At 69.9% G+C, this 24,276-nt stretch carries 25 protein-coding genes; 10 read left to right on the top strand and 15 right to left on the bottom strand.

What is annotated here, in order from left to right:
* Positions 1–64: 64 nt before the first annotated feature.
* Complete coding sequence (locus BN10_RS15715; RefSeq protein ID WP_010850745.1) at positions 65–1,465, top strand: sensor histidine kinase; 1,401 nt, start codon at positions 65–67, stop codon at positions 1,463–1,465.
* On the opposite strand, the gene BN10_RS08120 is transcribed toward BN10_RS15715, so the two are convergent.
* Complete coding sequence (locus BN10_RS08120; protein WP_010850744.1) at positions 1,462–2,154, bottom strand: response regulator transcription factor; 693 nt, start codon at positions 2,152–2,154, stop codon at positions 1,462–1,464. The two genes, BN10_RS15715 and BN10_RS08120, sit on opposite strands and share 4 nt — an antisense overlap.
* A gap of 100 nt (positions 2,155–2,254) precedes the next feature.
* Between BN10_RS08120 and BN10_RS08115 the strand changes: the two genes are divergently transcribed.
* Positions 2,255–2,737, top strand: coding sequence for a DUF2231 domain-containing protein (locus tag BN10_RS08115; protein ID WP_010850743.1), 483 nt, complete (start codon positions 2,255–2,257; stop codon positions 2,735–2,737).
* A gap of 179 nt (positions 2,738–2,916) precedes the next feature.
* On the opposite strand, the gene BN10_RS08110 is transcribed toward BN10_RS08115, so the two are convergent.
* From BN10_RS08110 to BN10_RS08080, 7 genes are all read right to left on the bottom strand, one after another.
* On the bottom strand, positions 2,917–4,113 hold the full coding sequence (locus BN10_RS08110) for an acyl-CoA dehydrogenase family protein (protein ID WP_040752966.1): 1,197 nt from the start codon (positions 4,111–4,113) through the stop codon (positions 2,917–2,919).
* 69 nt (positions 4,114–4,182) lie between these two features.
* On the bottom strand, positions 4,183–5,238 hold the full coding sequence (locus tag BN10_RS08105) for an ABC transporter ATP-binding protein (RefSeq protein WP_010850741.1): 1,056 nt from the start codon (positions 5,236–5,238) through the stop codon (positions 4,183–4,185).
* Positions 5,235–6,074, bottom strand: coding sequence for an ABC transporter permease (locus tag BN10_RS08100; protein ID WP_010850740.1), 840 nt, complete (start codon positions 6,072–6,074; stop codon positions 5,235–5,237). The genes BN10_RS08105 and BN10_RS08100 overlap by 4 nt, the downstream gene beginning before the upstream one ends.
* Positions 6,071–6,889 carry a molybdate ABC transporter substrate-binding protein gene (gene modA, locus BN10_RS08095; RefSeq protein WP_010850739.1) on the bottom strand — a complete coding sequence of 273 codons (819 nt, stop codon included), beginning with the start codon at positions 6,887–6,889 and terminating at the stop codon, positions 6,071–6,073. The genes BN10_RS08100 and modA overlap by 4 nt, the downstream gene beginning before the upstream one ends.
* On the bottom strand, positions 6,886–7,281 hold the full coding sequence (locus tag BN10_RS08090) for a TOBE domain-containing protein (RefSeq protein WP_010850738.1): 396 nt from the start codon (positions 7,279–7,281) through the stop codon (positions 6,886–6,888). The genes modA and BN10_RS08090 overlap by 4 nt, the downstream gene beginning before the upstream one ends.
* Before the next feature lie 40 nt (positions 7,282–7,321).
* On the bottom strand, positions 7,322–8,158 hold the full coding sequence (locus BN10_RS08085) for an SGNH/GDSL hydrolase family protein (RefSeq protein ID WP_010850737.1): 837 nt from the start codon (positions 8,156–8,158) through the stop codon (positions 7,322–7,324).
* Positions 8,155–8,832 carry a uracil-DNA glycosylase gene (locus BN10_RS08080; RefSeq protein WP_010850736.1) on the bottom strand — a complete coding sequence of 226 codons (678 nt, stop codon included), beginning with the start codon at positions 8,830–8,832 and terminating at the stop codon, positions 8,155–8,157. The genes BN10_RS08085 and BN10_RS08080 overlap by 4 nt, the downstream gene beginning before the upstream one ends.
* Before the next feature lie 57 nt (positions 8,833–8,889).
* On the opposite strand from BN10_RS08080, the gene BN10_RS16340 reads away from it, so the two are divergent.
* From BN10_RS16340 to BN10_RS08060, 4 genes are all read left to right on the top strand, one after another.
* Entirely contained in the window at positions 8,890–10,884 is a 1,995-nt protein-coding gene (locus tag BN10_RS16340) for an MFS transporter (protein ID WP_010850735.1), read from the top strand.
* Positions 10,881–11,540, top strand: a complete 660-nt coding sequence (locus BN10_RS08070) for an HAD family hydrolase (protein ID WP_010850734.1) — start codon at positions 10,881–10,883, stop codon at positions 11,538–11,540. The genes BN10_RS16340 and BN10_RS08070 overlap by 4 nt, the downstream gene beginning before the upstream one ends.
* 188 nt (positions 11,541–11,728) lie before the next feature.
* On the top strand, positions 11,729–12,022 hold the full coding sequence (locus BN10_RS08065) for a DUF3263 domain-containing protein (RefSeq protein ID WP_040752958.1): 294 nt from the start codon (positions 11,729–11,731) through the stop codon (positions 12,020–12,022).
* 73 nt (positions 12,023–12,095) lie between these two features.
* Positions 12,096–12,560 (top strand): hypothetical protein, encoded by a 465-nt coding sequence (locus BN10_RS08060; protein ID WP_010850732.1) that lies wholly within the window; start codon positions 12,096–12,098, stop codon positions 12,558–12,560.
* Positions 12,561–12,634: 74 nt separating this feature from the next.
* Here BN10_RS08060 and BN10_RS16335 read toward each other — a convergent pair whose 3' ends face one another.
* The 3 genes from BN10_RS16335 to BN10_RS08045 are packed head-to-tail and all read right to left on the bottom strand — an operon-like array spanning position 12,635 to position 14,815.
* Positions 12,635–13,243: a DUF3349 domain-containing protein gene (locus BN10_RS16335; protein WP_010850731.1), complete on the bottom strand. Its 609-nt coding sequence runs from the start codon at positions 13,241–13,243 to the stop codon at positions 12,635–12,637.
* A 5-nt stretch (positions 13,244–13,248) separates the two neighbouring features.
* On the bottom strand, positions 13,249–13,560 hold the full coding sequence (locus BN10_RS08050) for a hypothetical protein (RefSeq protein WP_010850730.1): 312 nt from the start codon (positions 13,558–13,560) through the stop codon (positions 13,249–13,251).
* A gap of 1 nt (position 13,561) precedes the next feature.
* Positions 13,562–14,815: an inorganic phosphate transporter gene (locus tag BN10_RS08045; RefSeq protein WP_051369830.1), complete on the bottom strand. Its 1,254-nt coding sequence runs from the start codon at positions 14,813–14,815 to the stop codon at positions 13,562–13,564.
* A 355-nt stretch (positions 14,816–15,170) separates the two neighbouring features.
* Here BN10_RS08045 and groL point away from each other — a divergent pair, with 355 nt between their 5' ends.
* From groL to BN10_RS08025, 4 genes are all read left to right on the top strand, one after another.
* Positions 15,171–16,796 carry a chaperonin GroEL gene (groL, locus tag BN10_RS08040; protein WP_010850728.1) on the top strand — a complete coding sequence of 542 codons (1,626 nt, stop codon included), beginning with the start codon at positions 15,171–15,173 and terminating at the stop codon, positions 16,794–16,796.
* 165 nt (positions 16,797–16,961) lie between these two features.
* Positions 16,962–17,792 (top strand): ABC transporter ATP-binding protein, encoded by an 831-nt coding sequence (locus BN10_RS08035; RefSeq protein WP_010850727.1) that lies wholly within the window; start codon positions 16,962–16,964, stop codon positions 17,790–17,792.
* Positions 17,792–20,332 carry an ABC transporter permease gene (locus BN10_RS08030; RefSeq protein WP_010850726.1) on the top strand — a complete coding sequence of 847 codons (2,541 nt, stop codon included), beginning with the start codon at positions 17,792–17,794 and terminating at the stop codon, positions 20,330–20,332. The genes BN10_RS08035 and BN10_RS08030 overlap by 1 nt, the downstream gene beginning before the upstream one ends.
* Positions 20,333–20,452: 120 nt before the next feature.
* The gene (locus BN10_RS08025; protein ID WP_010850725.1) at positions 20,453–21,025 is read left to right on the top strand and encodes a dihydrofolate reductase family protein; all 573 of its coding nucleotides are present in this window, start codon (positions 20,453–20,455) and stop codon (positions 21,023–21,025) included.
* Here the strand turns inward: BN10_RS08025 and BN10_RS08020 are convergent.
* The 4 genes from BN10_RS08020 to BN10_RS08010 all read right to left on the bottom strand — a co-directional run bounded on the left by BN10_RS08020 (position 21,015) and on the right by BN10_RS08010 (position 24,246).
* Positions 21,015–21,308: a WXG100 family type VII secretion target gene (locus tag BN10_RS08020; protein WP_010850724.1), complete on the bottom strand. Its 294-nt coding sequence runs from the start codon at positions 21,306–21,308 to the stop codon at positions 21,015–21,017. The two genes, BN10_RS08025 and BN10_RS08020, sit on opposite strands and share 11 nt — an antisense overlap.
* Positions 21,309–21,437: 129 nt before the next feature.
* Positions 21,438–21,707, bottom strand: coding sequence for a response regulator transcription factor (locus BN10_RS16330; RefSeq protein ID WP_267878884.1), 270 nt, complete (start codon positions 21,705–21,707; stop codon positions 21,438–21,440).
* Between the two features lie 55 nt (positions 21,708–21,762).
* Positions 21,763–22,284 carry a hypothetical protein gene (locus BN10_RS08015; RefSeq protein WP_010850723.1) on the bottom strand — a complete coding sequence of 174 codons (522 nt, stop codon included), beginning with the start codon at positions 22,282–22,284 and terminating at the stop codon, positions 21,763–21,765.
* A gap of 258 nt (positions 22,285–22,542) precedes the next feature.
* Positions 22,543–24,246, bottom strand: a complete 1,704-nt coding sequence (locus tag BN10_RS08010; protein WP_010850722.1) for an HNH endonuclease signature motif containing protein — start codon at positions 24,244–24,246, stop codon at positions 22,543–22,545.
* Positions 24,247–24,276: the final 30 nt, after the last annotated feature.

Genomic DNA, 24,276 nt, shown 5'->3' with positions numbered 1-24,276 from the left:
AGATCTGGAGTTGGGGCCCACCTTCTCCAGCTCTCGCTGTCGCTGCGCCCATAGACTCAAGCCCATGTTCGGCCGGCTGGGGGTCCGCAGCCGCATCATTGCGGGCTCGGTGACGATGGTGGGGGTCGTCCTGGCCATTCTGGCGGTCGTCGTGTGGCGGGCGACAACGACGGCACTGACGGCCACGGCATACACGACGTCGGTGAGCACACTGCGAACGCTCAGCCACGACCTCGAGAGCCAACCACCTCGCGTTGCCCTACCCGCCGGCGGCGAGGCCATCGACCCCCGGATCCGCCAGGTGCTCGACGACAACGGTGACGTCGTCGCCTGGTCCGCTGCCCCTCTGCGCAGCGCACCGATGATCGCGCTCGACCCGTTGCCAGGTGTCGGCCAGGTCCACACCGAGTTGGTCGGGGACCTGCCGGCCGCGGACGGCGCGAGCGTCATGGTGGCCGCCACGCGGGTGACCGGCCCTGACGGACGGCTGCTCACGGTGCTCGTCGCCGAGCCGACGAGCATCCAACCGGCAGCCGCTCGCAAGCTCAGCATCGTCGCCCTCGCCGTCATCCTCGCCGCCTTGGCCGTCCTCTTTCTCGTCCTTCGGTATGCCGTGGGGCTGGCCATGCATCCCGTCGAGGTGATGCGCAGCGAACTCGAGTCGATCAACAGCTCGCGCGAGGCACGCAGCGTCACCGCCCCTCATCGTGACGACGAGATCGGGCGGCTCGGCCGGGCCATCAACGAACTGCTCGACCGTCTGCGACGCTCCGACGCCGAGCGCGCATCATTCGTCTCCGACGCCGGGCACGAGCTCCGCAGCCCCCTGTCGACCGTCAGCGTCTCGCTCGAACTGCTCTCCGGCGAGCTCACCCCGCAGCGCCGGGCGATCGTCGCCGAACGGGCCAGCGGTGAGCTCACCCGACTCTCGACCCTCGTGGACGACCTGCTCGCCCTGGCCAAGTCGGACGAGTCCGCAGAGTTGGTCGGCGCCACGGACCTCGACCTCGACGACCTGGTGCTGGGGGAAGCGGCCCTGGCGCGAGCACGGGGCGGTCAGGTGACGGTGCGCCTGGAGCCGGTTCGCGTGACCGGGGTGGAGGCGCAGGTGACCCGGGTTGTCCGCAATCTGGTGGAGAACGCGATGCGCCACGCGGCGGGTGAGATCCGGATCGAGGTCAGCGGCGACGGCGAGTCGGCCCTGCTCGCGGTCGACAATGACGGTCCCGTGGTGCCCGAGTCCGATCGGGAGCGGATCTTCGAGCGCTTCGTGCGACTCGACGAGGCCCGAGATCGCGATCGGGGCGGAAGCGGATTGGGGCTCGCCATCGTCCGGGAGCTGGTGCGCCGCCACGGCGGCAACGTGACGGCGACCGAGGCGCCCGACGGGTGGTGTCGCTTCCTCGTCACCCTGCCCGTGGCCGAGGGTTCGTCGGTGGACGACAGTCCGATGGTGCCGGTCTAGGTGGTCGGACCGCTCGAGCTCACCGGCACCAGTCGATAGCCCCGACCCCGCACCGTCTCCAGCGAGATGACGTCGAAGGGCGCGTCGATCTTCTTGCGCAGGTAGCCGACGTAGACCTCGACCACGTTGTCGGCACCGGGGTAATTGGAGTCCCACACTTCCTCGAGCAACGTGGTCTTGGACAGCACGACCTCTGGGTGGCGCATGAAGTGCTGCAGGAGGGCGAACTCGCGGGCCGTCAGCGTGATCTCGTCGCTGCCTCGGTACACCCGATGCGTCGCCGGATTGAGGACCAGGTCACCGACGGCGAGCTCGGCCGGACGCTCCTTGGCGCCGCGACGGGTGAGCGCAGAGAGCCGGGCCGCGAGGACCGAGGTGTGGAAGGGCTTGGTCACGTAGTCGTCCGCACCGAGTTCGAACGCATCCGTCTGGTCGTACTCGCCGTCCTTGGCCGTGAGCATGAGGACCGGTGTCCACACCTCGCCGGCCCGCAGGTGCTTGAGGACGTCATAGCCGTTGAGGGCCGGGAGCATGATGTCGATGCAGATCACGTCGTAGTCGGACTGCATCCCCATGGACAGGCCGGTGCGTCCGTCGTGGGCGAGGTCCACCACCCAGCCGTGTTCCTTGAGAGCCTCCGCGGTGGCGATGGCCAGCGGCCTCTCGTCCTCGATGATCAGGCAGCGCACGGCCCCAGCATGTCAGAGGCGCACGGATTGGTGCGGGACGGCGTTACGCTCGCGCTCACCGACCCGATCGGGCCGGTGTCCGCACGCCGAGGGAGACATCGTGTTCGACACCATCGCCGGGCTCCCGGTCCACATCCTCGTCATCCACGCAGTGGTCGCCTTCGCGCCCCTGGCGGCCCTCCTCGCCATCGGGTATGCCGTGCGCCCCGCGTGGCGTCGCGTCCTGCGCTGGCCCGTTGCGCTCCTCGCCGTGGCGACCGGGGTCGGAGGCTTCGTCGCGGCCGAGAGCGGTGAAGCCCTCGAACGGCGGCTCGTCGGCGCGGGCGTCGGCGGGGAGACCCTGGACCTCATCCACGAGCACGCCGAGGCCGGTGACCTCGCCCGCACGGTGTGCCTGGCCTTCGCGGCCATTGCCCTTGTCGCGGTGCTCTGGTTGCTGCGGCCCGGACGCGGCGGCGTGATCGGCCTGCTGGTCGCTGCCATCCTCGTCATCGCGTCGGTCGCCGTCACCGCCGCGGTGCTCATCGCCGGGCACAAGGGCTCGACAGCGGTGTGGTCGCAGACGATCTCCGGGACGAACTAGCCACGACGGCGAATCGGCCGCAACGACGAACCAGTCCACGAACTCGGCGAGCACCACCTGGCCCAGCAACGTTTCGACCGGGCCAACTCATACTTGGCCCGGTCGTTGACAGGCTAGGTCGAGCAGGCCCACCGGCCGTTGACCGACACGCGGCTCCCGGGCAAACGCCGCGAGAACAATCAGCCCAGGGCGTGCCGACTGATGACCAGCCGTTGGATCTGGTTCGTGCCCTCGAAGATCTGGGTGACCTTGGCCTCCCGGAAATAGCGCTCGACGGGAAAGTCCTGGGTGTACCCCGCGCCGCCGAGCACCTGGATGGCATCGGTGGTCACCCGCATCGCGGCATCCGTGGCGAGCAGCTTCGCGACGGCCGCTTCCTTGCCGTAGGGCCTGCCGGCGTCCTTGAGGCGCGCCGCGAAGAGGTATGCCGCACGCGCGCCCAGGACCGCCGCCTCCAGGTCGGCGATGAGGAAGGCGAGCCCCTGATTGCTCGCGATCGCCCGACCGAACTGCTCGCGCTCCTTGGCATACGCCACGGCGACGTCGAGCGCCGACTGTGCCAATCCCGTTGCGGCAGCGGCGATCCCGAGTCGCCCAGCGTCGAGCGCGGCGAGGGCGATCGGCATACCCTGGCCCTCGTCGCCGATCCGTCGTGCGGCGTCGACCGGCACGTCCTCATAGATGACCTCGCGCACGGTGTCGCAGTGCAGCCCCATCTTCTTCTCGGGGGCACCGAAGGACAGCCCGGGTGCATCGCCCGGGACGATGAAGCACGAGATGCCCCGACCCCGGGCGTCGGACGTGCGCGCGAAGGTCGTGTAGTAGTCGGCGTGCCCGGCGTGGCTGATCCACGCCTTGCGGCCCCTGATTCGGTAGGCCGGGTCGTCAGTTGCTCCGTCGTCACCGGCTCCGTCGTCACCGGCCCCATCGCGCGTCGCCCGGGTGGTCATCGCGGCGACATCGGAGCCGGCGAGGGGCTCGGAGAGGCCGTAGGCGCCGAGTTGGTGGCCGGAGAGCATGCCGGGCAGGAGGGCCTCGCGCTGAGCCGGGCTGCCGAAGGTCGTCACCGGGAAGGCGGTCAGGGAGTGGACGGAGACGCCCACCGCCACGCTCATCCAGGCGCTCGCAATCTCCTCGACGACCTGGAGGTAGACCTCGTAGGGCTGGCCCCCGCCGCCGAACTCCTCCGGGTGAGGAAGCGACAGCAGGCCGGCGCGGCCCAGGATGCGGAAGATGTCGGTGGGGAACTCCTCGCCCAGGGCGGCGGCGGCCTCGGCAGCATCGACCTTGGGGCGGAGTTCCTTGGCGACGACCTCACGGGTGAGGTCGAGGAGGTCGTGGCCCTCGTCGGTGGGGAAGAGTCGCTGCACCGCCATGCTGGCACTGTAGGTCACCGTTGCGTCCGGCGATTGGACGGCCGAGCAACCACTGTGCCGGACACAAGCTCATCGTGGGTAGGCGCGGACCTCGGTCGCCTTGACGCTCGCCCAGACCTCGTCCCCGGCGGCCAGGTGCAGCTCGGCGAGTGACCCCAGGGTGATGTCGGCGACGAGGTCGACCTCGCCGGTGAGGCTGACCCGGGCGATCTGGCCGGTGAGCTCGACGCGCGCGACGCGTCCGCGCCAGGTGTTGCGGGCGGAGCCGTCCGGGCGATGTCGCCCCAGGACGACGGCCGAGGGCGGGAAGCTCACCCAGTTCTCGCGGGAGATGACCGGGTCGGCTGTGACGATCGCTGCCCCCGACGCGAGGTGAAGGGTGCCCTCGCGAGCGGGCCCCGCGGCATACAGGTTGAGGCCGGCGACCTGGGCGACGTAGGGGTCCCGGGGTTCGCGGACGATCTGCTGGGGCGGACCGGACTGGACCACCCGCCCGTCGCGGACGAAGGTGAGTTCGTCGGCGAGGGTCAGGGCATCGAGGGGGTCATGGGTCACCAGGACCGTCATCCCGTCGAAGTCGGCGAGGCGAGCCGCGAGGGCCTGCCGCACGGTGGGCCGGCTCTCGGGGTCGAGGGCCGAGAGCGGCTCGTCGAGAAGCAGCACGCGAGGGTGGGTGGCCAGCGCCCGGGCGAGGGCGACCCGCTGGGCCTGGCCGTGGGAGAGCTGGTGGGGACGGCGAGCGTGGAAGGTGTCGGCGAGGCCGAGGCGGGCGAGTTCGCGGCGTGCGATGTCGTATGCCGTGTCGGCGCGCGTCCCGCGGCTGCGGGGTCCGAAGGCGACATTGTCCAGGGCGGACAGGTGGGGGAAGAGCAGGTGGTCGGCGGCGAGCAGACCGACCGAACGCTTCTCCGGGGGGAGGTCGGTCTCGGGTGTGGCCCAGGTGGTCTCGTCCACGGTGATGTGTCCGCCGTCAAGGTGGGCGAGGCCGGCCAGGGCGTGCAGGATCGTCGTCTTGCCGGCGCCATTGGGGCCCAGGATCGCCAGAGTGTGGCCGGGCTCGACGGTGAGGTCGACGTCGACCGTGAAGTGGCCGCGTTGCACGCCGAGCCGGGCCCGCAGGCTCATGACAGCCACCGTCCGCGCAGCAGCCCGAGGACGGCGATGGATAGGGCGAGCATGACGAGACTGAGGGCGATGGCGGCGTCCGGATCGGCCTGGAGCGCGACATAGACGGCCAGTGGGGCGGTCTGCGTGCGGCCGGAGAAGTTGCCCGCGAAGGTGATCGTGGCGCCGAACTCGCCGAGCGCCCGGGCCCAGGCCAGCGCGGCGCCGGACATGACGCCGGGCAGGGTCATCGGCAGGGCGACCCGCAGGAAGACGCGGGTGGGGGACGCCCCGAGCGTGCCGGCGACCGAGAGCAGGCGGGGGTCGAGCGCCCGGAACGCACCCTCGACGGCGAGGACGAAGAACGGCAGCGAGACGAAGAGCTGGGCCAGCACCACGGCATACGGGGTGAAAGGGAGGCGAAGGCCGGTCGCGGCGTCGAGCGGCTGACCGACCAGACCGAATCGGCCATAGGCGAGGAGGAGGGCGACGCCGCCGACGACCGGGGGGAGGACCACGGGGACGGTGACCAACGCGCGGATCCAACTCCAGAGCCGGCCATCACGTCGGGAGAGCAGCCAGGCCAGGGGGGTGCCGAGGGCGAGGCAGAGGGCGACCGTCGCGATCGTCGTGATCAGCGAGAGTCGGATGGCGGGGACGACGACCGGATTGGTGAGGTGCGCACCGAGGTGGCGCCAGTCGGTCGCGGCCAGCATCGCGACCAGGGGGAGCGCGACGAGTGCGATGGCCGTGATCGCCGGGATCGTGACGAGCAGTCCGGCGCGGCGGGACCCGGGTCGGCGCTGGCTCCGGGGTCGACGGCTCGAGGGTGGACGGCTCGCAGCTGGACGGCTCACGGGGCGAGGAAGCCGACCGCCTCCAACTCCTTGAGCCCGGCCGCGCTGGCGAGGAGGTCGGCGAAGGCCTTGGTGGCGGCGGTGTCGGTCAGGCGCACGAGGGGGTAGGCCAGCGTGGTGTTCTGCGCAGCCGGGATCTCGACGCCCTCGACCTTGCTGCCGGCCGCGACGACGTCGGAGTGATAGACGATCGCGGCGTCGGCTTCACCCAGGGTGATCTTGGCCAAGGTGGCCTTGACGTCCACCTCGCGGGAGACGACATGCGCCGTCACTGCGGCCTTGGTCAGCACGGCATCGGCTGCCGACCCACATGGGACGGTCTCGGCGCACAGCACGACATTGATCGACGCATCGGCGAGGGAGGCCAGGCCGGTGACCTTCTTGGGATTGCCGGGTGGGGTGGCGATCTCGAGGACGTTCCTGGCCAGCGTCGTCGTGGGCTTGGCCTTGGCCTCGGCGGGCAACTGGTCGAGCGCCTTGGTGCCGGCGCTGGCGTAGAGGTCGGCGGGTGCGCCTTGGGCGATCTGCTGCGCGAGGGTGGCGCTGGAGCCGAAGCTGATGGTCACGTCGACGCCCGGGTTGGCGGCCTCGAACGACTTCTCGAGGGCGGTGAAGGACTCGGTGAGGGAGGCGGCGGCCAGGACGGTGACGGTGCCCGAGAGGGTCGAGGAGGGCGAGGGGGTGCTCGAGGCGCTGGGCGTCATGGCCGCTGACGCGCTCGTCGCGGAGTCGGTGCTCCCCGAGCCGCAGGCCGTGAGCGCGGTCATGCCCATCAGGCCGACGGCGGTCATCAGGGGGAGAGACAGGCGCTTCATTGCGGGACTCCGATCACGACATTGGTGGACTTGATGCTGGCGACGGCGACCGAGCCGACCTCGAGGCCGAGGTCGTCGACCGCCTCGCGAGACATGAGCGAGACGACGCGGAAGGGGCCGCACTGCAATTCGACCTGGGCCATCACCTTGTCCTTGGTGACGGCGGTGACCAGGCCGCGCATGCGGTTGCGGGCGCTCTCGTCGGCGACCGGGCCGACGTGAGCGGGCCGGGCGAGTTCTTGGGCGAGGGCGGCGACCTGGGCGCCAGCCACGACCAGCCGACCCGAGTCGTCGGGGTGGGCCGCCAGGCGCTTGGACTCGACCATGCGGCGGACGGTGTCGTCGGAGACCCCGAGGAGCTCGGCGGCATCTGCTATCCGCAATTGCGTCATGGGCGGGATGCTAGCACCGCATCTGCGGCGGCTGGAGGGGTCAGTCCACCGGGGTGAGGTTCGGTCTCTTGGCCTGCAGAGCCTCGCCCGACGAGGTGCCGCGCACGCGCCGCTGGACCCAGGGCGCGGCATGGACCTTGACCCACTCGGCGTGCTCGCGCAGTTCGTCGGCTCGGGCGCCGCGGGCCATCGGGGGCAGGGGGTTGTCCCAGTCCGGGGTCGACGGACGCAGGCCGAGCGCGACGAGGGCGGCCTGCGCGACGCGCGTATGTCCCTCGGTGTTGAGGTGGATGCGGTCCTCGCCCCACATGCGCCAGTCGCGGATCGAGGCCATCCCCCACAGGTTGAGCACCGAGCAACCGTGGCGTTGCGCGATGGTGAACAGGTTGGCCGTGTGGATCGCGTGCCGTCCCCGGAGCGCCTTGAAGAGCCCGGCGTCGCGGGTGTCGGTGGGAGTGGCGAGCAGGACGTCCGCCCCGGACGCCCGCAGGTGCACGACGGCCTCCTCCAGTCGCTGGGCCAGACCGTCGAGGTCGACGCTCGGCCGCAGCAGGTCGTTGCCGCCGCCGACGATGGAGACCAGGTCCGGGTCCATGGCCAGGGCGCGCTCGAGTTGGGGTCCGACGACGTCGTCGAGTTTGCGACCGCGGACGGCGAGGTTGGCGTAGCCGAAGGGAAGTTTCTCGGCGGCGGCATGGGCGGCCAGGACGCGTGCCAGCCGATCGGCCCACCCGACGAATCGATCCGGCACCGACTCGTCCGGATCGACCATGCCCTCGGTGAAGGAGTCACCGAGGGCGACGTAGCGCGTCCAGATGGGCATGCCGACGTGCGGTCCCTGGTGCTGGTCCAGGTGTGGGTCGTTGGGTTCGGTCACGGCAGGCTCCAATCGATCGGGTCGGCCCCCTGACGGGCCAGCAGGTCATTGGCCCGGCTGAACGGGCGCGAGCCGAAGAAGCCCCGGTGGGCCGACAACGGCGAGGGGTGCGGCGACTCGATCCGCGGCATACCACCGAGGAAGGGGGCCAGCGTGCGGGCGGGGGATCCCCAGAGAATCGCGACAGCCGGGCCGCCGCGGGCGGCGAGCGCCCGGATCGCGCACTCCGTCACTGTCTCCCACCCGCGACCCTTGTGGCTGTTCGAGGCGCCGGGCTGGACGGTGAGGACCCGATTCAGAAGCAGCACACCGCGATCGGCCCACGGCGTGAGGTCACCGGAGGACGGCATCGGCAGCCCGAGGTCGTTGGTCAACTCGGTGAAGATGTTGGCCAGGGACGGCGGCAGCGGCCGCACGTCCGGCGCGACCGCGAAGGACAGGCCGATGGCGTGACCGGGTCGCGGATACGGGTCCTGGCCGACGATGAGCACGCGCACCTCGGGCAGTGGCCGCTCGAAGGCGCGGAGCACGTGCGGCCCAGCGGGGAAGTACCCACGCCCGGCCGCGACCTCCTCACGCAGGAACGCGCCGAGCGACTCGACCGTCCCGGCCACTGGCTCGAGCGCCCGGGCCCACGTGGGATGCACCAGGTCGGCAAGGGGGCGGGCGGTCACCCACCCAACCTACGACGACCACCCGCGGGCACGGCACACCCCTCCTAGACTTTGCCGGTGACCTCACAGCTGCGACGCCAGGTGCACAACACCGGTCGTCGCCGCGCCTGGGTCATCTGGCTGGTCGGGCTCAGTGTCTATGGGCTCGCGGTCTTCCACCGCACCTCCCTTGGCGTCGCCGGCATCCTTGCGGCCGAGCGCTTCGGCATCAGCGCCAGTCAGCTCGCGACCTTCACCGTGGTCCAACTCGGTGTGTATGCCGCGATGCAGATTCCCGTGGGCGTCCTCCTGGACCGCTTCGGGTCGCGGCGGTTGATGCTCGTCGGCTTGGGGCTCATGACCGTCGGGCAGTTCTGGTTCGCCTTCGCCCAGGATTTCACCGGTGGCCTCGCGGCTCGCGTCCTGCTCGGCATTGGCGACGCGATGATCTTCACCAGCCTGCTGCGGCTGGTGGCCCTGTGGTTCCGCGTCAAGCAGGCGCCGATGGTCACCCAGATCACCGGTGTGTTGGGCCAACTCGGGGCGATCGCTTCGGCCTCGCCGCTGGCCTACGGCCTGAAGCAGTGGGGCTGGACGACCTCTTTCACCGTCGCCGCCTCGGTCGGGGTGGTTCTCTCGGTGCTGCTCTTCTTTGTCGTCAAGGACTCGCCCTACACCGGCGACTCGATCGAGCGGATCAAGGTCCGCGCGCTCGCGCGCACCCTGGCCGAGGTGTGGGACAACCCGGGTACGCGCCTAGGCCTCTGGGTGCACTTCTCGACAATGTTCGGCGGCACCGTCTTCGTCATGCTGTGGGGCTACCCCTTTCTCGTCGCCGGGCAGGGCCTGAGCCCGGAGACGGCCAGTGCCCTGCTCGTCGTCATGACCGTCTCGTCGATGGCGGCGGGCCCCCTGCTCGGACTGGCAACCGCCCGGGTGCCTGTGCACCGCTCGCTCATGGTCATCGGGATCGTCCTGCTCATCTGTGTGGTCTGGGCCGCGGTCCTGCTCTGGCCGGGGCGTGCGCCCCTCTGGCTGCTGGTCCTGCTCATCGTCGTTCTGGCGATCGGCGGCCCGGGCTCGATGGTCGGCTTCGACCTGGCCCGCACCTTCCACCCCAGCGAACGGCTCGGCCGGGCCACGGGCGTCGTGAACATCGGTGGCTTCATAGCCTCGCTGCTGGCCATGGCGGGGATCGGCCTGGTCCTGGACCTCCGGGCGCCCGGCGGACCCGACACCTACACGACGGCCGACTTCAAGGCGGCCATGTCCGTGCAGTTCCTCTTCTGGGGTGTGGGGCTCGTGCAGTTGGTCCGCTACCGGCGCAAAGGGCGTGAGTTCATCGCCGAGGTGCCGGGGGCCATCGAGGCCCTGCGGGCCGGCGAAGCCCTGCTGCCGGGCATCTCACTCCTGCCGGACGACGTGCCGGTGACGCGCGATGATGAGTCCATGCACATCCCTGACGATCGTGATTTCGAGGCCCTCGTCGACGAGTTGGCGGCACGGCATGCTGACACCCTGACCCGCGAGGACGTCGCCGACGCCGTGTCGGCGGCGCGCTCTCGACTGTCCGAGCACTCTCACCACCCGGAGTTCCTCGAGGTCCTGGTCGCCCGGGCGGCACGCGAGGATCTTGCGGATCGCGTTGCGGCACAGGGCGGTTCACCCTTGGGCGTGCGCACTCTGGTCTTCGTCTCGACGCATGACTCAGTGCGCTCGCGGATCGCGGCGGCGTGGGCCGAGCACCTCGGCGGCCGGCACGTCGACGTGCGCACGGCGGGTCCCGAACCGCTCGGCCACGACAACCCGCTCGTCGAGCGGGTGCTCGCCGAGCAGGGTGTGCCACTGGCCCAAGCTGGCCACGATGTCGCCGACGATGTGGTGCACAGTGCCGACATGGTCATCGAGCTCGGGGCCGACGTCCCGCGCGTGCCGGGCCGCCGCCACGTGCGCTGGGACATCGCCGACCCGCACGGGAAGTCGGTGGACGCGATTCGCCGGGTCCGCGACGACATCGGCGAGCGAGTGTGCGGCCTGCTCGAGGATCTCGGCGTCGGAGGAGCGCGCTCGTGAGTGCTGCCGAGCCCGACGTGGCTCGCGGGGTGCTCTTCGACCTCGACGGCACCCTGGTCGACACGATCGGGCTCATCGTGGCCTCCTTCCAGCACGCCGTCATGGCCGTCACAGGGGAGGCCGTCGACGAAGCGACGGCACGCTCGTGGATCGGGCGACCGCTGCTGCCGGTGTTGCTCGAGCGCTCGCCGACCCACGGCGAGGAGATGGACCGCGTCTATCGCGAATGGAACCGCGCCAACACCGAACGTCTCATCAGGCCGTATGCCGGGATCGCCGAACTGCTCGCCGACCTCGCCGCGGATGGGGTGCCGATGGGTATCGTCACGTCCAAGCGGCGCGAGATCGCCCAGTACGCGCTCGACAGTGTGGGTCTGGGCTCGGCCATCGCCCTCCTGGGCACCCTGGAGGACACCAGCGAGCACAAGCCGGACCCCGCGCCCCTGCTGCTCGGGGCGAAGCGGCTGGGGGTCGAGCCGAGGGATTGCACCTATGTGGGCGATGCGACCGTCGACGTGCTGGCGGCCCGGGCTGCCGGGATGAGGTCCATCGCCGTCAGCTGGGGCGCCGGCACGACGGCCGACCTCGAGGCGACCACCCCTGACCTGATGGTGGGGAGTGTCGGCGAGCTCGCGGCATACCTGCTGGCTCGGTGACGCGGAAAGCTGGGGGCGAGTCTGGTGTGACTCGTGTGACGCGTGAGTGCGATGGGGCCCGGCGTGTCCAGTCGACGCGCCGACCTGCGAGTCGGGAAATGACACGACTGTCATTCACTCGTTAGAGTGGCGGCGAACGTCCACGAGCACCGAAGGGTCGAGCGTTGAACATCGTGCGTGAGCAGGCCATGCCCACCGAGGTCGTCGTCGACACCGGCGCCGACACGTCGGCCGGCCTCTCGGACCGCGACCGCCAGATCATTGCCTTCGAACGCCAGTGGTGGAAGTACGCCGGGTCCAAGGAGAGCGCGATCAAAGAGCTCTTCGACATGAGTTCGACGCGCTACTACCAGGTGCTCAACGCCCTCATCGACAACCCCGCCGCGCTCGCGCACGACCCGATGCTCGTCAAGCGGCTGCGCCGGTTGCGCTCCTCGCGCCAGCGTGCTCGCTCGGCCCGGCGGTTCGGGGTCGACGTCTGAGGCGTCCCACAAGCACAACGACGCCCGTCCGTGAGGGAAGCCGGACGGGCGTTGTTGTGCCTAGGCTGGCCCGATGAGTGAACTCGAATGGTCGACGCCGGAGGGCCTGGCGGCCATCAAGGACCACCTCGCGGCGCAGATCGAGGGCTGGTGCCCGCCCATTGCGTATGCCGTGGGGTTGTCCTCGGCGTCCAGCTCCGGCGAGTGGGAGTTCCCTCACGTCAACCGACCCGGCGGTCGGCACGGGCTGCCGGCAGTGGTGCTCGCGACGGTCCTGGGGCATGACGGCACGACCGGGACGTTGCCGCTGACAACCGGGGCGCTGGAGGCGGCGATCAGGGGCCTGGCGCCGGCTGAGGCCTGCACGTCGACGCCGCACCCCAACCTTGCCGCCTGGCGCAAAGTACTCGCCGAGGCCACCTCGAATCCGGCGCGCACCCTTGTCGCCGTCTTCGTCGCGGACCTGGGGGATCCGGTCTCCTCGGAGGCCGATGGGTCCATGCGCGCGACCTTCGAAGGTCACACGCCCGCGCTCTGAGGAAGGCCACCCGCTCGCGTCCGCGTGTTCCGTCGCCATGGCGACGGAACACGCGGACGCAGGGGGGTGGTTGATCAGAGGGGCTCGGGGAAGTCCAGCGGCCAGCCCTTCTTGGCCAGCCGGGCCCGCACTCGCGCCAGGTCCTCCTCGGAGGGCTCGACGTGGGTGAGGTCGGTGATCGCGGCCGCGATGTCCTCCGGTCCTGCAGGGCTGACGTGGTCCCGACGCAACGCCTTGGCGACCTTCTTGACCTCGTTGCGGGTCAGTCGGCGCTCGAGCAGGGCGAGCAGCGGGATGTAGTCGTGGTCGGGAACGCCGCCGGGGTATCCCTCCCGCAGCCACGCCACGATCCGCCCCAGCGTGGACTGCGGGTCCGGAGGAGTGTCGTCGTCCGTGGCCGTGCTCGCCGACGGCGGGCCGGCCAGGGGCCAGCCACCGGCGGCGAGTCTGCCGGAGACGCGGCGCACGGCGGCCGGGTCGAGGTCATCGGTGGAGCCGGTCCGGCCCGCCACGGACGCGTCGAGATGGCCCGCCGCGGCGAGGCGCAGGACCAGGTCGAGGGTCTGCTCGGCACCGATGCGGTGGCGCAGCAGGCCGACGAGGGTTCCGGAGTCCTCGGGCGGCACCCCGTCGGGGTAGGCCTCGTCGACCCAGGTGAACACGTCGCGGAGCAGGAACGGCATACGACTCACTTCTTCTTGTCGACGAGCATGGGGATGACGTGGTCGAAGGTGACGACCTTGCCGAGCCCGGACGCCACGATGATCGTGATGCCGAGGGCGACGCCACCGACGATGACGGCCAGCAGCAACGCGGTGATCGCCTTCGAGGAGGCGGTCGGGTGCAGCCGGGGCGTGCCGTCGGGGTTGGTGTCGACGCTGGCGCCGATGGTCAGCGCCCTCATGGCCAGCGCGTAGATCACCGGGAGGCCGACGCCGAAGACCAAGCCGGCGAAGAGCACGTTCGAGGCACCCTTGAGCGCGAGCGAGATGGTGTTCATGTCAGCCCTTCAGGTCGCTGGTCGGGGACTCGTGGCTGCCCGCGTGGTCGGGGGCGTGCTGGTCGAGGACATCGGCCGGTCGGTCCCACTCAGCGGTGACATTGGAGTGGTCGATCCGGTTTTCCTGGGACTTGCGGAACATCCACCAGGCCCCGGCGACGAGGACGGCGAAGACGACAAGGGCGCCCGCGACGCCGCCGATCGAGTGGCCGAGCCAGAACATGATCGCCGACGCGAGACCGGCGAGCGGGAAGGTGGTCGCCCAAGCGGTGACCATCCGGCCGGCGGTGCTCCAGCGCACGTGAGTTCCGCGCCCGAGGCCGCCGCCGAGGACCGACCCGGTCGCGACATGGGTCGTGGAGAGAGCGAAGCCGAGGTGGGAGGCAGCCATGAGCACCGACGCGGTGGCGCCGTCACTGGCCATGCCTTGGCGGGGCGTGATGTCGACCAGGCCCTTGCCCAGGGTGCGAATGATGCGCCAGCCGCCGAGGTAGGTGCCGAGGGCGATCGCGGAGGCGGCCGAGATCTTCACCCAGAAGGGCACGGCGTGGGTGTCGGTCCAGTGACCGCTGGCCATGAGAGCCAAGGTCATGACACCCATCGTCTTCTGGGCGTCGTTGGTGCCGTGGGCCAGGGAGACGAGGGAGGCGCTGCCGATCTGGCCCCACCGGAAATGGCGATCATTGAGCAGGTGGGCCACCGAGTTCGTGATGCGGTGCACGAGCCAGCAGCCCAGGAAGGCGACGGCCATCGCGATCACGGGTGAGATGAAACTGGGCAGGAGCACCTTGCCGATGACGCCGTCGAGTTTGGTGCCGTCTCCGGTCCACTTCACGCCCGCCCAGCCCAGGGCTGCGACGGTGGCGCCGGTCAGGCCCCCCAGTAGGGCGTGCGATGACGAACTCGGCAGGCCGAGCAGCCAGGTGAACAGGTTCCAGAGGATGCCGCCGGCGAGGCCGGCCAGGACGATGAGCAGGAGAGTCTGCCCGCCGTCGCCTGCCAGGGCGTCGATCGGGGAGCCGTCCTTGTTCTGGATCTTGACGACGGCATTGGAGACGGTGAGGGCCACCTCGACGGAGAGGAAGGCACCGACCAGATTGAGGATCGCCGACAGGCCCACGGCCACTTTGGGGGTGAGGGCTCCGGTGGAGATCGAGGCGGCCATGGCGTTGGCCGTGTCATGAAAACCGTTGGTGAAGTCGAAGGCCAGCGCCGTGACGATGACGAGGACGAGTGTAAGAGTCACTGCGGTCACGAGCCACACTGTGCACCCTTCATGCCCCGTCCACCAAAGGAAGGGGCGGAGTTCACGTGCCGTTCACTTTCGCGGGCCTGGCAGGCCCCGCCGAACCCCCGGCATGTGCCGCGGCATACCCGCCGGCAAGCCCAAGTTCTGCGTCACGCAGACGTTGGGTTTGGCCGGGCCCGTTTGCACTCGGCAGGGGAGAGTGCCAACATTGGATTAGCACTCTCGGCATGAGAGTGATAAGCACCTGACCAGTCCGGTGAGGTGGGGTATGCCGCGGAGCCCAGAACCACGGCATACCGCACCGTCCGTCGCGGGCACCGCCTGGTCACCACCATCGATTCGTGTGGGAGAACCCTCGAAAATGGCAAAGATCATCGCTTTCGATGAGGAGGCCCGCCGCGGCCTCGAGCGGGGCATGAACGTCCTCGCCGACGCGGTCAAGGTCACCCTGGGCCCGAAGGGCCGCAACGTCGTGCTGGAGAAGAAGTGGGGCGCCCCCACGATCACCAACGACGGTGTGTCCATCGCCAAGGAGATCGAGCTCGACGACCCCTACGAGAAGATCGGCGCCGAGCTGGTCAAGGAGGTCGCCAAGAAGACCGACGACGTCGCCGGTGACGGCACGACGACGGCCACCGTCCTCGCCCAGGCGCTCGTGCGTGAGGGCCTGCGCAATGTCGCGGCCGGCGCGAACCCGATGGCGCTCAAGCGCGGCATCGAGAAGGCCGTGGCCGCTGTCTCCGACGAACTCCTGGCCCAGGCCAAGGACGTCGAGACCAAGGAGCAGATCGCCGCGACCGCGTCGATCTCCGCCGCCGACACCCAGATCGGCGAGATGATCGCCGAGGCCATGGACAAGGTCGGCAAGGAAGGCGTCATCACCGTCGAGGAGAGCAACACCTTCGGCCTCGAGCTCGAGCTCACCGAGGGCATGCGCTTCGACAAGGGCTACATCAGCCACTACTTCGTCACCGACGCCGAGCGCATGGAGGCCGTCCTCGACGACCCGTACGTGCTCGTCGTCAACTCCAAGATCGGGTCGATCAAGGACCTGCTGCCCGTGCTCGAGAAGGTCATGCAGTCCGGCAAGCCGCTGCTGATCATCGCCGAGGACGTCGAGGGCGAGGCCCTGTCGACCCTGGTCGTCAACAAGATCCGTGGCACCTTCAAGTCCGTCGCCGTCAAGGCCCCGGGCTTCGGTGACCGCCGCAAGGCCATGCTCGCCGACATCGCCATCCTCACCGGTGGCCAGGTCATCTCCGAGGAGGTCGGCCTCAAGCTCGACACCGCGGACCTCGACCTGCTCGGCAAGGCCCGCAAGGTCGTCGTCACCAAGGACGAGACCACGATCGTCGAGGGTGCCGGTGACGAGGACGCGATCGCCGGTCGCGTGGCCCAGATCCGCTCCGAGATCGAGAAGTCGGACTCCGACTACGACCGCGAGAAGCTCCAGGAGCGCCTGGCCAAGCTCGCCGGCGGCGTGGCCGTCATCAAGGCGGGCGCGGCCACCGAGGTCGAGCTCAAGGAGCGCAAGCACCGCATCGAGGACGCCGTGCGCAACGCGAAGGCTGCCGTCGAGGAGGGCATCGTCGCCGGTGGTGGCGTGGCCCTCATCCAGGCCGGCAAGAAGGCCTTCGAGAAGCTCGACCTCTCCGGTGAGGAGGCCGTCGGCGCCAACATCGTGCGCGTCGCGATCGAGGCCCCGCTCAAGCAGATCGCGGTTAACGCCGGTCTCGAGGGTGGCGTCGTGGCCGAGAAGGTCTCCCACATGGAGTCCGGCCACGGTCTCAACGCGGCCACCGGTGAGTACGTCGACCTGATCAAGGCCGGCATCCTCGACCCGGCCAAGGTGACCCGCTCGGCGCTGCAGAACGCTGCGTCCATCGCGGCGCTCTTCCTCACCACCGAGGCCGTCATCGCCGACAAGCCCGAGAAGGCTGCCCCGGCGATGCCCGGTGGCGACGAGATGGGCGGCATGGGGTTCTGACCGAACCCCACGGCATACCCACGAAGGGCGGTCTCCCCAATGGGAGGCCGCCCTTCGGCGTTGCCGTCCCCTGAGGTGTTCGGGGTGTGAAGGAATCGTTCTCAGGGTCGGGTCAGGGACGAAACCCAGAGCGGGTATGCCGCGGGCTCACCTAGCGTTGTCGGCATGAGCGAGGGGACCATGACCGAGAACTCCACCGAGACCGCAACGGACGCTGCAGCCGGCTCCGGCGCGAACGACGCCGAGCGCCGTCCGCGTCCGCGGGCCGCGCGAGTGGCGCACCTGACCAAGCACTACGGCCACGGCGACGCCGCCGTGTCCGCGCTCGATGACGTGACGCTCAATCTCTATGCCGGTGAGTTCACCGCGATCATGGGGCCGTCCGGCTCCGGCAAGTCGACGCTGATGCACTGCGCCGCGGGGCTCGACTCGGTGACAGCCGGCACTGTGACCATCGGTGACGTCGAGCTCACCTCCCTCAGGGAGAAGGCACTCACCCAGGTGCGGCGCGACCGGATCGGCTTCATCTTCCAGGCCTTCAACCTGATCCCGACGCTGACCGCCGAGGAGAACATCCTGCTGCCGCTCGCCATTGCCGGCCGCAAGCCCGACCAGGCGTGGTTCGACCAGGTGGTCACGACCGTCGGCCTCAAGGACCGGCTCTCGCACCGGCCGGGAGAGCTCTCGGGTGGGCAGCAGCAGCGCGTGGCGTGCGCGCGGGCCCTCGTCAGCCGGCCGGAGATCATCTTCGCCGACGAGCCGACCGGCAACCTCGACTCGACGTCGGGCGCCGAGGTGCTCGGGTTCCTGCGACGCTCGGTCGACGAGTTCGGGCAGACCATCGTCATGGTCACCCACGACCCGGGTGCCGCGAGCTGGACCGATCGCGTCGTCTTCCTCGCCGACGGCAAGGTCGTCGATGAGCTGCGGCGGCCGACGCCGGACGCGGTGCTCGAGCGGATGAAGGGCCTGGACTCGCGGGGCGGGGCCCACTGATGTTGCGCGCCTCCCTGGCCAGCCTGCTGGCCCGAAAGCTTCGGCTCTTCATGAGCGCCTTCGCCGTCATCCTCGGCGTGGCCTTCGTCGCCGGCTCCTTCATCTTCACCGACACCCTGGGCGAGTCGTTCACGGCGCTGACCAAGTCGAGCGCAGGTGACGTCGTCGTGCGGGCGACCGGTGCGAACGACCCGGAGCAGCCGGCGGCCAAGCCGGTGCCGGCCTCCGTCGTCGCAGCGATCGCCGACGTGCCCGGCGCGGCCCGCGCCGACGGCAATGTCTCCGACTTCACGACCTTCGTGGTGTCCAAGAAGAACAAGCTCATCGGCGGTCAGGGCGCGCCCGGCATCGCCGTCAACCACACCGGCGGCCCGGCCGCGCACGGTGTCGAGGCCTCTCGCCTGGTCAAGGGGCACTGGCCGGAGCAGGCCGGCGAGGTGGCCCTGGACGCGGCGACCGCCAAGGCGGCCGGTTACCTCATCGGTGAGGACGTGCGTTTCGTGTCCGCCGGGTCGGAGGCGACCTTCAGCGCCAAGCTCGTCGGGACCCACGAGATGACCGGCGGATCGATGCTCGGCGCGAGCGTCACCGTCATGGACACGGCCACCGCCCAACGGCTCTTCCAGAAGGGCGCGGATCAGTTCAGTGACGCGTGGGTCACCGCGAAACCCGGTGTCTCACAGTCGGAACTTCGCACCCAGGTGGCCAGGGTGCTGCCAGCCGGCTTCGAGGCCGTCACCGGTGACAAGGTCTCCGAGCAGATGGCGACCGAGATCCAGAAGGGCCTGTCCTTCATCACCACCTTCTTGCTCGTCTTCGCGGCCGTGTCACTCGTCGTCGGGACCTTCCTCATCATCAACACCTTCTCGATCCTCGTCGCCCAGCGCTCGCGGGAGCTCGCGCTCTTCCGGGCGATCGGTGCCAGCCGTCGCCAGGTCAGCCGCTCGGTGCTCTTCGAGGCCTTCGTCGTGGGCCTCATCGGCTCGACGGCGGGACTGGTCGCGGGTTTCGGTCTGGCGCAACTGATCCGCGTCCTCTTCGGGCGCTTCGGTCTCGACATGTCGGGCGCCTCGCTGGTGCTCAACCCCCGCACCATCGTGGCCTCGTATGCCGTGGGGCTGGTCGTCACCATGGTGGCCGCCTGGCTCCCGGCCCGTCGGGCCGGGCAGGTGCCGCCGGTGGCGGCGATGCGCGACGACGCGGTCCTGCGGGAGGGCGCGCTGCGCAAGCGGATCATCGTCGGGCTCGTCCTGGCGATTCTCGGTGGCGCGGCGATGTACCTCGGCCTGGTCGTCGTGGACAGCAACGAGCTGAAGTGGCTCGGCGGCGGCATCCTCGGTGTGCTCATCGGTGTCGCGCTGATCAGCCCGCTCGTGGGTCGGCCCTTGGTGTCCGGGCTCGGGTGGATCTATCGCACGGTGTTCGGGGTGGTCGGCACGATGGCGACCCAGAACTCCCTGCGCAACCCGCGCCGCACCGCGGCCACCGCGTCGGCGCTGATGATCGGTGTCGCCCTGGTGACCTTGATGTCGATCTTCGGGTCGTCGGCCAAGGCGAGCATCGATGACCAGATCGCCAAGGACGTCACCGCGGACTACGTGGTGTCGAACGCGATCGGCCAGCCCTTCTCGGCCGAGATCGCCACCAAGGTCGCGGCCGTGCCCGGCGTGGCGGAGACAGCCCGCACCCGGTGGTCCCCGGTCTCGATGTCGGGTGAGACGGAGTGGGCCCAGGGGATTGACCCGGTCGCGGTCCGCGCCATGACAGCGGTGAAAACGAGCAGCGGCGACTTCGCCCAGGTCGGTCCCGGCGCCGTGTCGATCAGTGCCGGCACGGCCAAGGACCGTGGGCTGAAGGTCGGCGACAGCATCCAGCTGGGCAGCCAGGGCCAGGTGCTCGCGGCGCGCGTCGTCAGCATCCACGAGGAGGGCGCCATGGTCCGCAGCGGCCTGGTCACCGACCTGCGTGACCTCGAGTCGCTGGGGCTGCCCGACCAGGACTCGACGATCTACATCAAGCGGGAGAGCTCGGCCACGGCATCGACCGTGCAAGCCGGGCTCGAGAATGCCCTGGCCGACCTGCCCATGGTCACCGTCAAGGACCAGCAGGCCTTCGCCGACGAGCAGCGCAAGCCGATCGACACGATGCTGACGATCATCTACGCGCTCCTCGGCCTGGCTGTCGTCATCGCGGTCCTCGGCATCGTCAACACCTTGGCGCTGTCGGTCATCGAACGCACCCGCGAGATCGGGCTGTTGCGAGCCGTCGGCCTGGGCCGCCGACAGCTGCGCACGATGCTCCGTCTGGAGTCGGTCGTCATTGCCCTGCTCGGTGCGGCGCTGGGAGTGCTCATGGGTCTCGGCTTCGGGGTCGCCATCCAGCGAGCCCTCGTCGACGAGGGCTTCGACAGGCTGGTCATCCCGTGGGCGCAACTGGGCCTCTTCCTGGGCCTCGCCGCCGTCATCGGAGTGCTCGCGGCCGTGTGGCCCGGACGGCGGGCGGCGCGGGTGGACATCCTCCGGGCGATCGCCACGGAGTGACCCGCAGGCGCCGGCGATGACCGGCAGGCGCGGGACCGGGCGGCGAGGTGGCGAATTCAGGGGCGCCACCTCGCCGCCACTTTCTTCCCCGTCCCTCCAGCGATGTGCAACGGTGGGCGGATGAGGTCGCTGCTCTACTCGATCAATGTCACCCTCGACGGCTGCGTCGACCATGCTGGCTCGGGCGTGATCCCCGACCAGGAGCTGCACGAGCGGTCGGCCGAGACGATCGCCGCCGCCGATGCCCTGATCTTCGGCCGGATCACCTACCAGATGATGGAGGAGGCCTGGCGCCCGGTGGCCGCGGGAGAGCCCGCAGACTGGGTCGAGGACTGGATGCGGCCCTTCGCGCGCACCATCGACGGCGCCAAGAAGTACGTCGTCACCCAGACTCTCGACCGCGTCGACTGGAACGCCGAGATCATCCGCCCCGCCGACCTCGAAGCCACCGTCCGCAAGCTCAAGGCGCAGCCCGGTGGACGGTTGCACACCGGCGGGGTCCGCCTGCCCCTCACCCTCGTCCAGCTCGGACTGGTCGACGAGTTCGAGTTCGTCGTGCATCCGGCCGTCACGGGCCGCGGCCCCCGCCTGCTCGACGGGCTGCCGGCACCGTTGCCGCTCACCCTCATGGGGCGCACCGACTACGCCTCCGGCGCCGTCGCCCTCCGGTATGCCGCGAGGATCAGTGCGTGAACATCGCGGCGGCGTTGGCCTCGGCATCGGCGTAGGAGACACCAGCCGCGCCGAGCACTCGCCCGATGCTGTCGAGCGAGGTCTTCACCTGCGCCTGGGTGGCCTGCCACTGCCCGACGACGGACTGGAACTGGCTTGCCGCTCCGCCCCGCCAGGCGTCCTCGAGGGCGGTGAGCCGGCCCATCATCGCCTGCACTTGCCCCTCGATGTCACCGGCGATGCGGGTGATGTCGGCCGACGCGGCCTGGATGCGATCGGTGTCGACCTGGAACTGCGTGGTCATGGGTCCTCCTCCGTTGGTGGACGGCACCCTGCCGTCCGCTGACCTCAACGCTAGGCGCCGCAGGAGGGGGCTCCGACGTTATCCACAGGGCAATCCGCGATGGGGGACGCAGGAATGTCAACGGGAGCGTCAGGCAGTCGACAGTTGTCCGTCCGACTCGCCGTCGGTGGAGCCGCCGGTGTGGGACGCGGCTGAGTTCTCCGAGCCGTTGGTCTTCGGGGGGGCGAAACCGCGGGCCCAGAGGATGGCTGCCGGGCGCGAGTCGATCCCCAGGCGCCGGTAGGCCGAGCGGATGTAGGACTTGACGCTGTTGATCGAGACGCCGAGCTGCTCGGCGATATCAGCATTGGGCAGGGTGAGCCCGATGAGGTCGATGCCCTGGAGTTCTCGATCGGTCAGCCCGGCGTTGCGGGCACGGATGAGGAGGCCTCGGCCGCCCCTCCACTCGACCCGATCAGTTCAGTGAGATGACGAGGGTTCCGGACTCGGTGTCATGGGGGATGGAGTTCTCCAGTTTGGTCGTCTGCTCGGGCACGTCGAGGAAGAGGGTTCCCTTGACCTCGTCCTTGCCGTCGAAGCTGAGCGGAAACTGCTGGTCCGGCTTCGCGCACAAGTCACCCGTCATGCGCGGCACCTCGGTCTTGGTGCCACCGGCGTCCACGGCGGTCCACTGGCCCACGGTGATGCCCGGCGTGGTGGCGCCGCCGTTGTTCTTGACGGTGAGGCCGAGAGCAACCCACTGACCGTTGGACGCCTTGGCGGCGCAGTCGGCGCCGGTCGTGACGTCGTCCAGAGTCACCGTGACATTGTCGAAGCCGCGCAACTCGTCGAGGTTGAGGGACGCGCCCTTCGTGAGCTCCTTGGCCTCACTGGAACCCTTGACGGACATGCCGTCGCCGGCAGAGCAGCCCGATACCCCGGCGAGTGTGAGACTGAGCCCGAGGGCGAGAGCAGAGAGGGTGTGTCGGGACTTCACGGTGGTGCACTCCTTGCGGCCAGTGGCCGATCGGTGATCTGGACGTCTTCGTGGGAGACGCCGAGGCGTGCATGCAACGGTTGTCGACCCGAGGCGTCTCCTTCGGAAGCAGCGAGGTGGGCTGCCCCAGCCCGCGCCGCGGGGACCCGGATGCGCATGGGTGTCTTCGTCCCCCAACGACATTCGCCACCCTATCCAGACGTCAGGGCCCGATGGGACTCTTGGGGTCACGCGAGTCGGCGGAGACCTTTGCCAGCGTCAGGCGACCGAGTCGTCGTTGGCGGCGTCCCACACCCGCGGATCGAAGAAGGTCGGCACGAAGGCCTCGTCGCCCTGGTCATACCACTGGGCTTGGTGGCGTGCCCACAGCTGTTCGGCGAGGTCCCCGGACCGGAGGCCGCGCAGGATCGCCTCCCAACGCTCGGGTGTCAGCGGAGGCGGGTCGTTGGCCGCGCGCTCAGCTCGTCTGCGGGCGAGTTCGGTGTCGTAGGAGCCCTCGGTGAGGTCCCAGACGACGAACCGGCCGTGCAAATCCGGCGTGCGCCGCACGTCGGCCCACAGTCGCCGCTGGTGCACGATCGTGTGGTGCCGCTCGCAGAGCAGCGCGGCGTTGTCGAGTTCGCTCCGGCCGTGGTCCCACCAGTGGAGGACGTGGTGGGCGCGGGTCCACGCGGCCGGCCGGTCACAGCCGGGGTAGGTGCAGTGCTTGTCGCGGCGCATCAGCTGGCGACGCTGGGCCCGGTGGAACAAGCGGGTCTCACGGCCCTGGTCGAGGTGCTCGCCCTCGGCGCCCAGGACGTGCGGGATGAGGTCGGCCTCGCAGGCCATCCGCCGCAGGACCTCCGGTGACAACAGTGTGCCCGTGGCTCGCGAGCCCAGGACATCACCGGAGCAGAGGTCCTGATCGGCAGCTGGCTCCCTGCGCGTGAAGACCGAGTGTGGCGATCCGGGCGCGGCCTCCTCGGCCCCCGTGAACCGTCGCAGGTCGGCGAGCGTCATCGTCACGTGCACCGCGGCATACGCACCGGTGGGACCCTCGCCGCCGCTCGCGTGGGTGGCGGCCACGGCGCGGGCACAGATCTCGATCAATGCCTCGGCTCGTCGCTGTCCGGCGGAACGCCGATCGGGCTCGCCGGTCTCACCGTTCGGGGCTGGGCCGGACAACGGCCCCACCGCGGCCTCGAGGGTCGCCGCCTGCTCGGGGGTCAGGGCCAGGCGGTACTCGGTGAGGTCGCCGGACTCGACGTTGGGGGAGGAGAGGAAGGCGCCGCGAGCCAAGCGCTTCTGGAGGTCGTCGAGCTCGCCCTCCTTGCCGTACTCAGCGAGCAGGCGCGGCCGCAGCTGCCGCATGTGTGACGGCCCGTGCTGCCGACACAGGTCGACCAGCACGCGGGTCACCGTCGGCACGGCCTCGGGCTGCAACTGCGGCTCCAGCACGCGCATCTCGGACAGGACGGCCAGTCCGTTGCCCGCCGTCAGGGGAGTCGCTGTCGGCTGATCGAAGACGCAGGTCGATTCGTCAGCGGGTATGCCGTCCGGCTCGCCGCCACCCTCGGGATCGACCTCGCGCCCGAGGTCAGGGGCGACCGCCTGCACGGCCGCCCAGACGATGCCGGTTGGGCTGTCGGGGTCTGGGCCATGCGTCTGGCTGGTCCAGGTCGGCCCGCCCTTGGTGGCCTCCATGACCATCCGCGCGAGCTGGCTCGCGCCGCCCTGACGCAAGGACCGTGCATGCTCGCGAACCCAGGCTGACATCGTTGTCTCGACCTCACCGCGACGCACCGCCTCCGCGACCACCGCGGCCCGGACCTGGGCACCCATCGACGCGAAGGTGTCGGCCAAGGTGACCAGCTCGCCCAAGGTGTCGCCCGACGCCTCATGGAGGCGATCGCGAAACCCGGAGGCCGCCTCGACAGCGTCACGCATGACCGCGAGGCGGTCGGCGAGGCTGGTGGCGTCCATGGCTAAATCGTACAGGTGTTCGAATAGTGC

Origin of the sequence: Phycicoccus elongatus Lp2 (assembly GCF_000367525.1) — a bacterium.
Lineage (GTDB): Bacteria > Actinomycetota > Actinomycetes > Actinomycetales > Dermatophilaceae > Phycicoccus_A > Phycicoccus_A elongatus.
Note: the sequence above shows the minus strand (reverse complement) of the source record. Positions and strands in the feature narration are given on the sequence as shown.

Excerpts from the sequence above, each read along its gene's own strand:
- BN10_RS08010 (WP_010850722.1), bottom strand. The coding sequence starts at position 24,246 with ATGGACGCCACCAGCCTCGCCGACCGCCTCGCGGTCATGCGTGACGCT.
- modA (WP_010850739.1), bottom strand. The coding sequence starts at position 6,889 with ATGAAGCGCCTGTCTCTCCCCCTGATGACCGCCGTCGGCCTGATGGGC.
- BN10_RS08050 (WP_010850730.1), bottom strand. The coding sequence starts at position 13,560 with ATGAACACCATCTCGCTCGCGCTCAAGGGTGCCTCGAACGTGCTCTTC.
- BN10_RS16335 (WP_010850731.1), bottom strand. The coding sequence starts at position 13,243 with ATGCCGTTCCTGCTCCGCGACGTGTTCACCTGGGTCGACGAGGCCTAC.
- BN10_RS08035 (WP_010850727.1), top strand. The coding sequence starts at position 16,962 with ATGAGCGAGGGGACCATGACCGAGAACTCCACCGAGACCGCAACGGAC.
- BN10_RS15715 (WP_010850745.1), top strand. The coding sequence starts at position 65 with ATGTTCGGCCGGCTGGGGGTCCGCAGCCGCATCATTGCGGGCTCGGTG.
- BN10_RS08110 (WP_040752966.1), bottom strand. The coding sequence starts at position 4,113 with ATGGCGGTGCAGCGACTCTTCCCCACCGACGAGGGCCACGACCTCCTC.
- BN10_RS08105 (WP_010850741.1), bottom strand. The coding sequence starts at position 5,238 with ATGAGCCTGCGGGCCCGGCTCGGCGTGCAACGCGGCCACTTCACGGTC.
- BN10_RS08060 (WP_010850732.1), top strand. The coding sequence starts at position 12,096 with ATGAGTGAACTCGAATGGTCGACGCCGGAGGGCCTGGCGGCCATCAAG.
- BN10_RS08065 (WP_040752958.1), top strand. The coding sequence starts at position 11,729 with ATGCCCACCGAGGTCGTCGTCGACACCGGCGCCGACACGTCGGCCGGC.
- BN10_RS08020 (WP_010850724.1), bottom strand. The coding sequence starts at position 21,308 with ATGACCACGCAGTTCCAGGTCGACACCGATCGCATCCAGGCCGCGTCG.
- BN10_RS08030 (WP_010850726.1), top strand. The coding sequence starts at position 17,792 with ATGTTGCGCGCCTCCCTGGCCAGCCTGCTGGCCCGAAAGCTTCGGCTC.
- BN10_RS08090 (WP_010850738.1), bottom strand. The coding sequence starts at position 7,281 with ATGACGCAATTGCGGATAGCAGATGCCGCCGAGCTCCTCGGGGTCTCC.
- groL (WP_010850728.1), top strand. The coding sequence starts at position 15,171 with ATGGCAAAGATCATCGCTTTCGATGAGGAGGCCCGCCGCGGCCTCGAG.
- BN10_RS08025 (WP_010850725.1), top strand. The coding sequence starts at position 20,453 with ATGAGGTCGCTGCTCTACTCGATCAATGTCACCCTCGACGGCTGCGTC.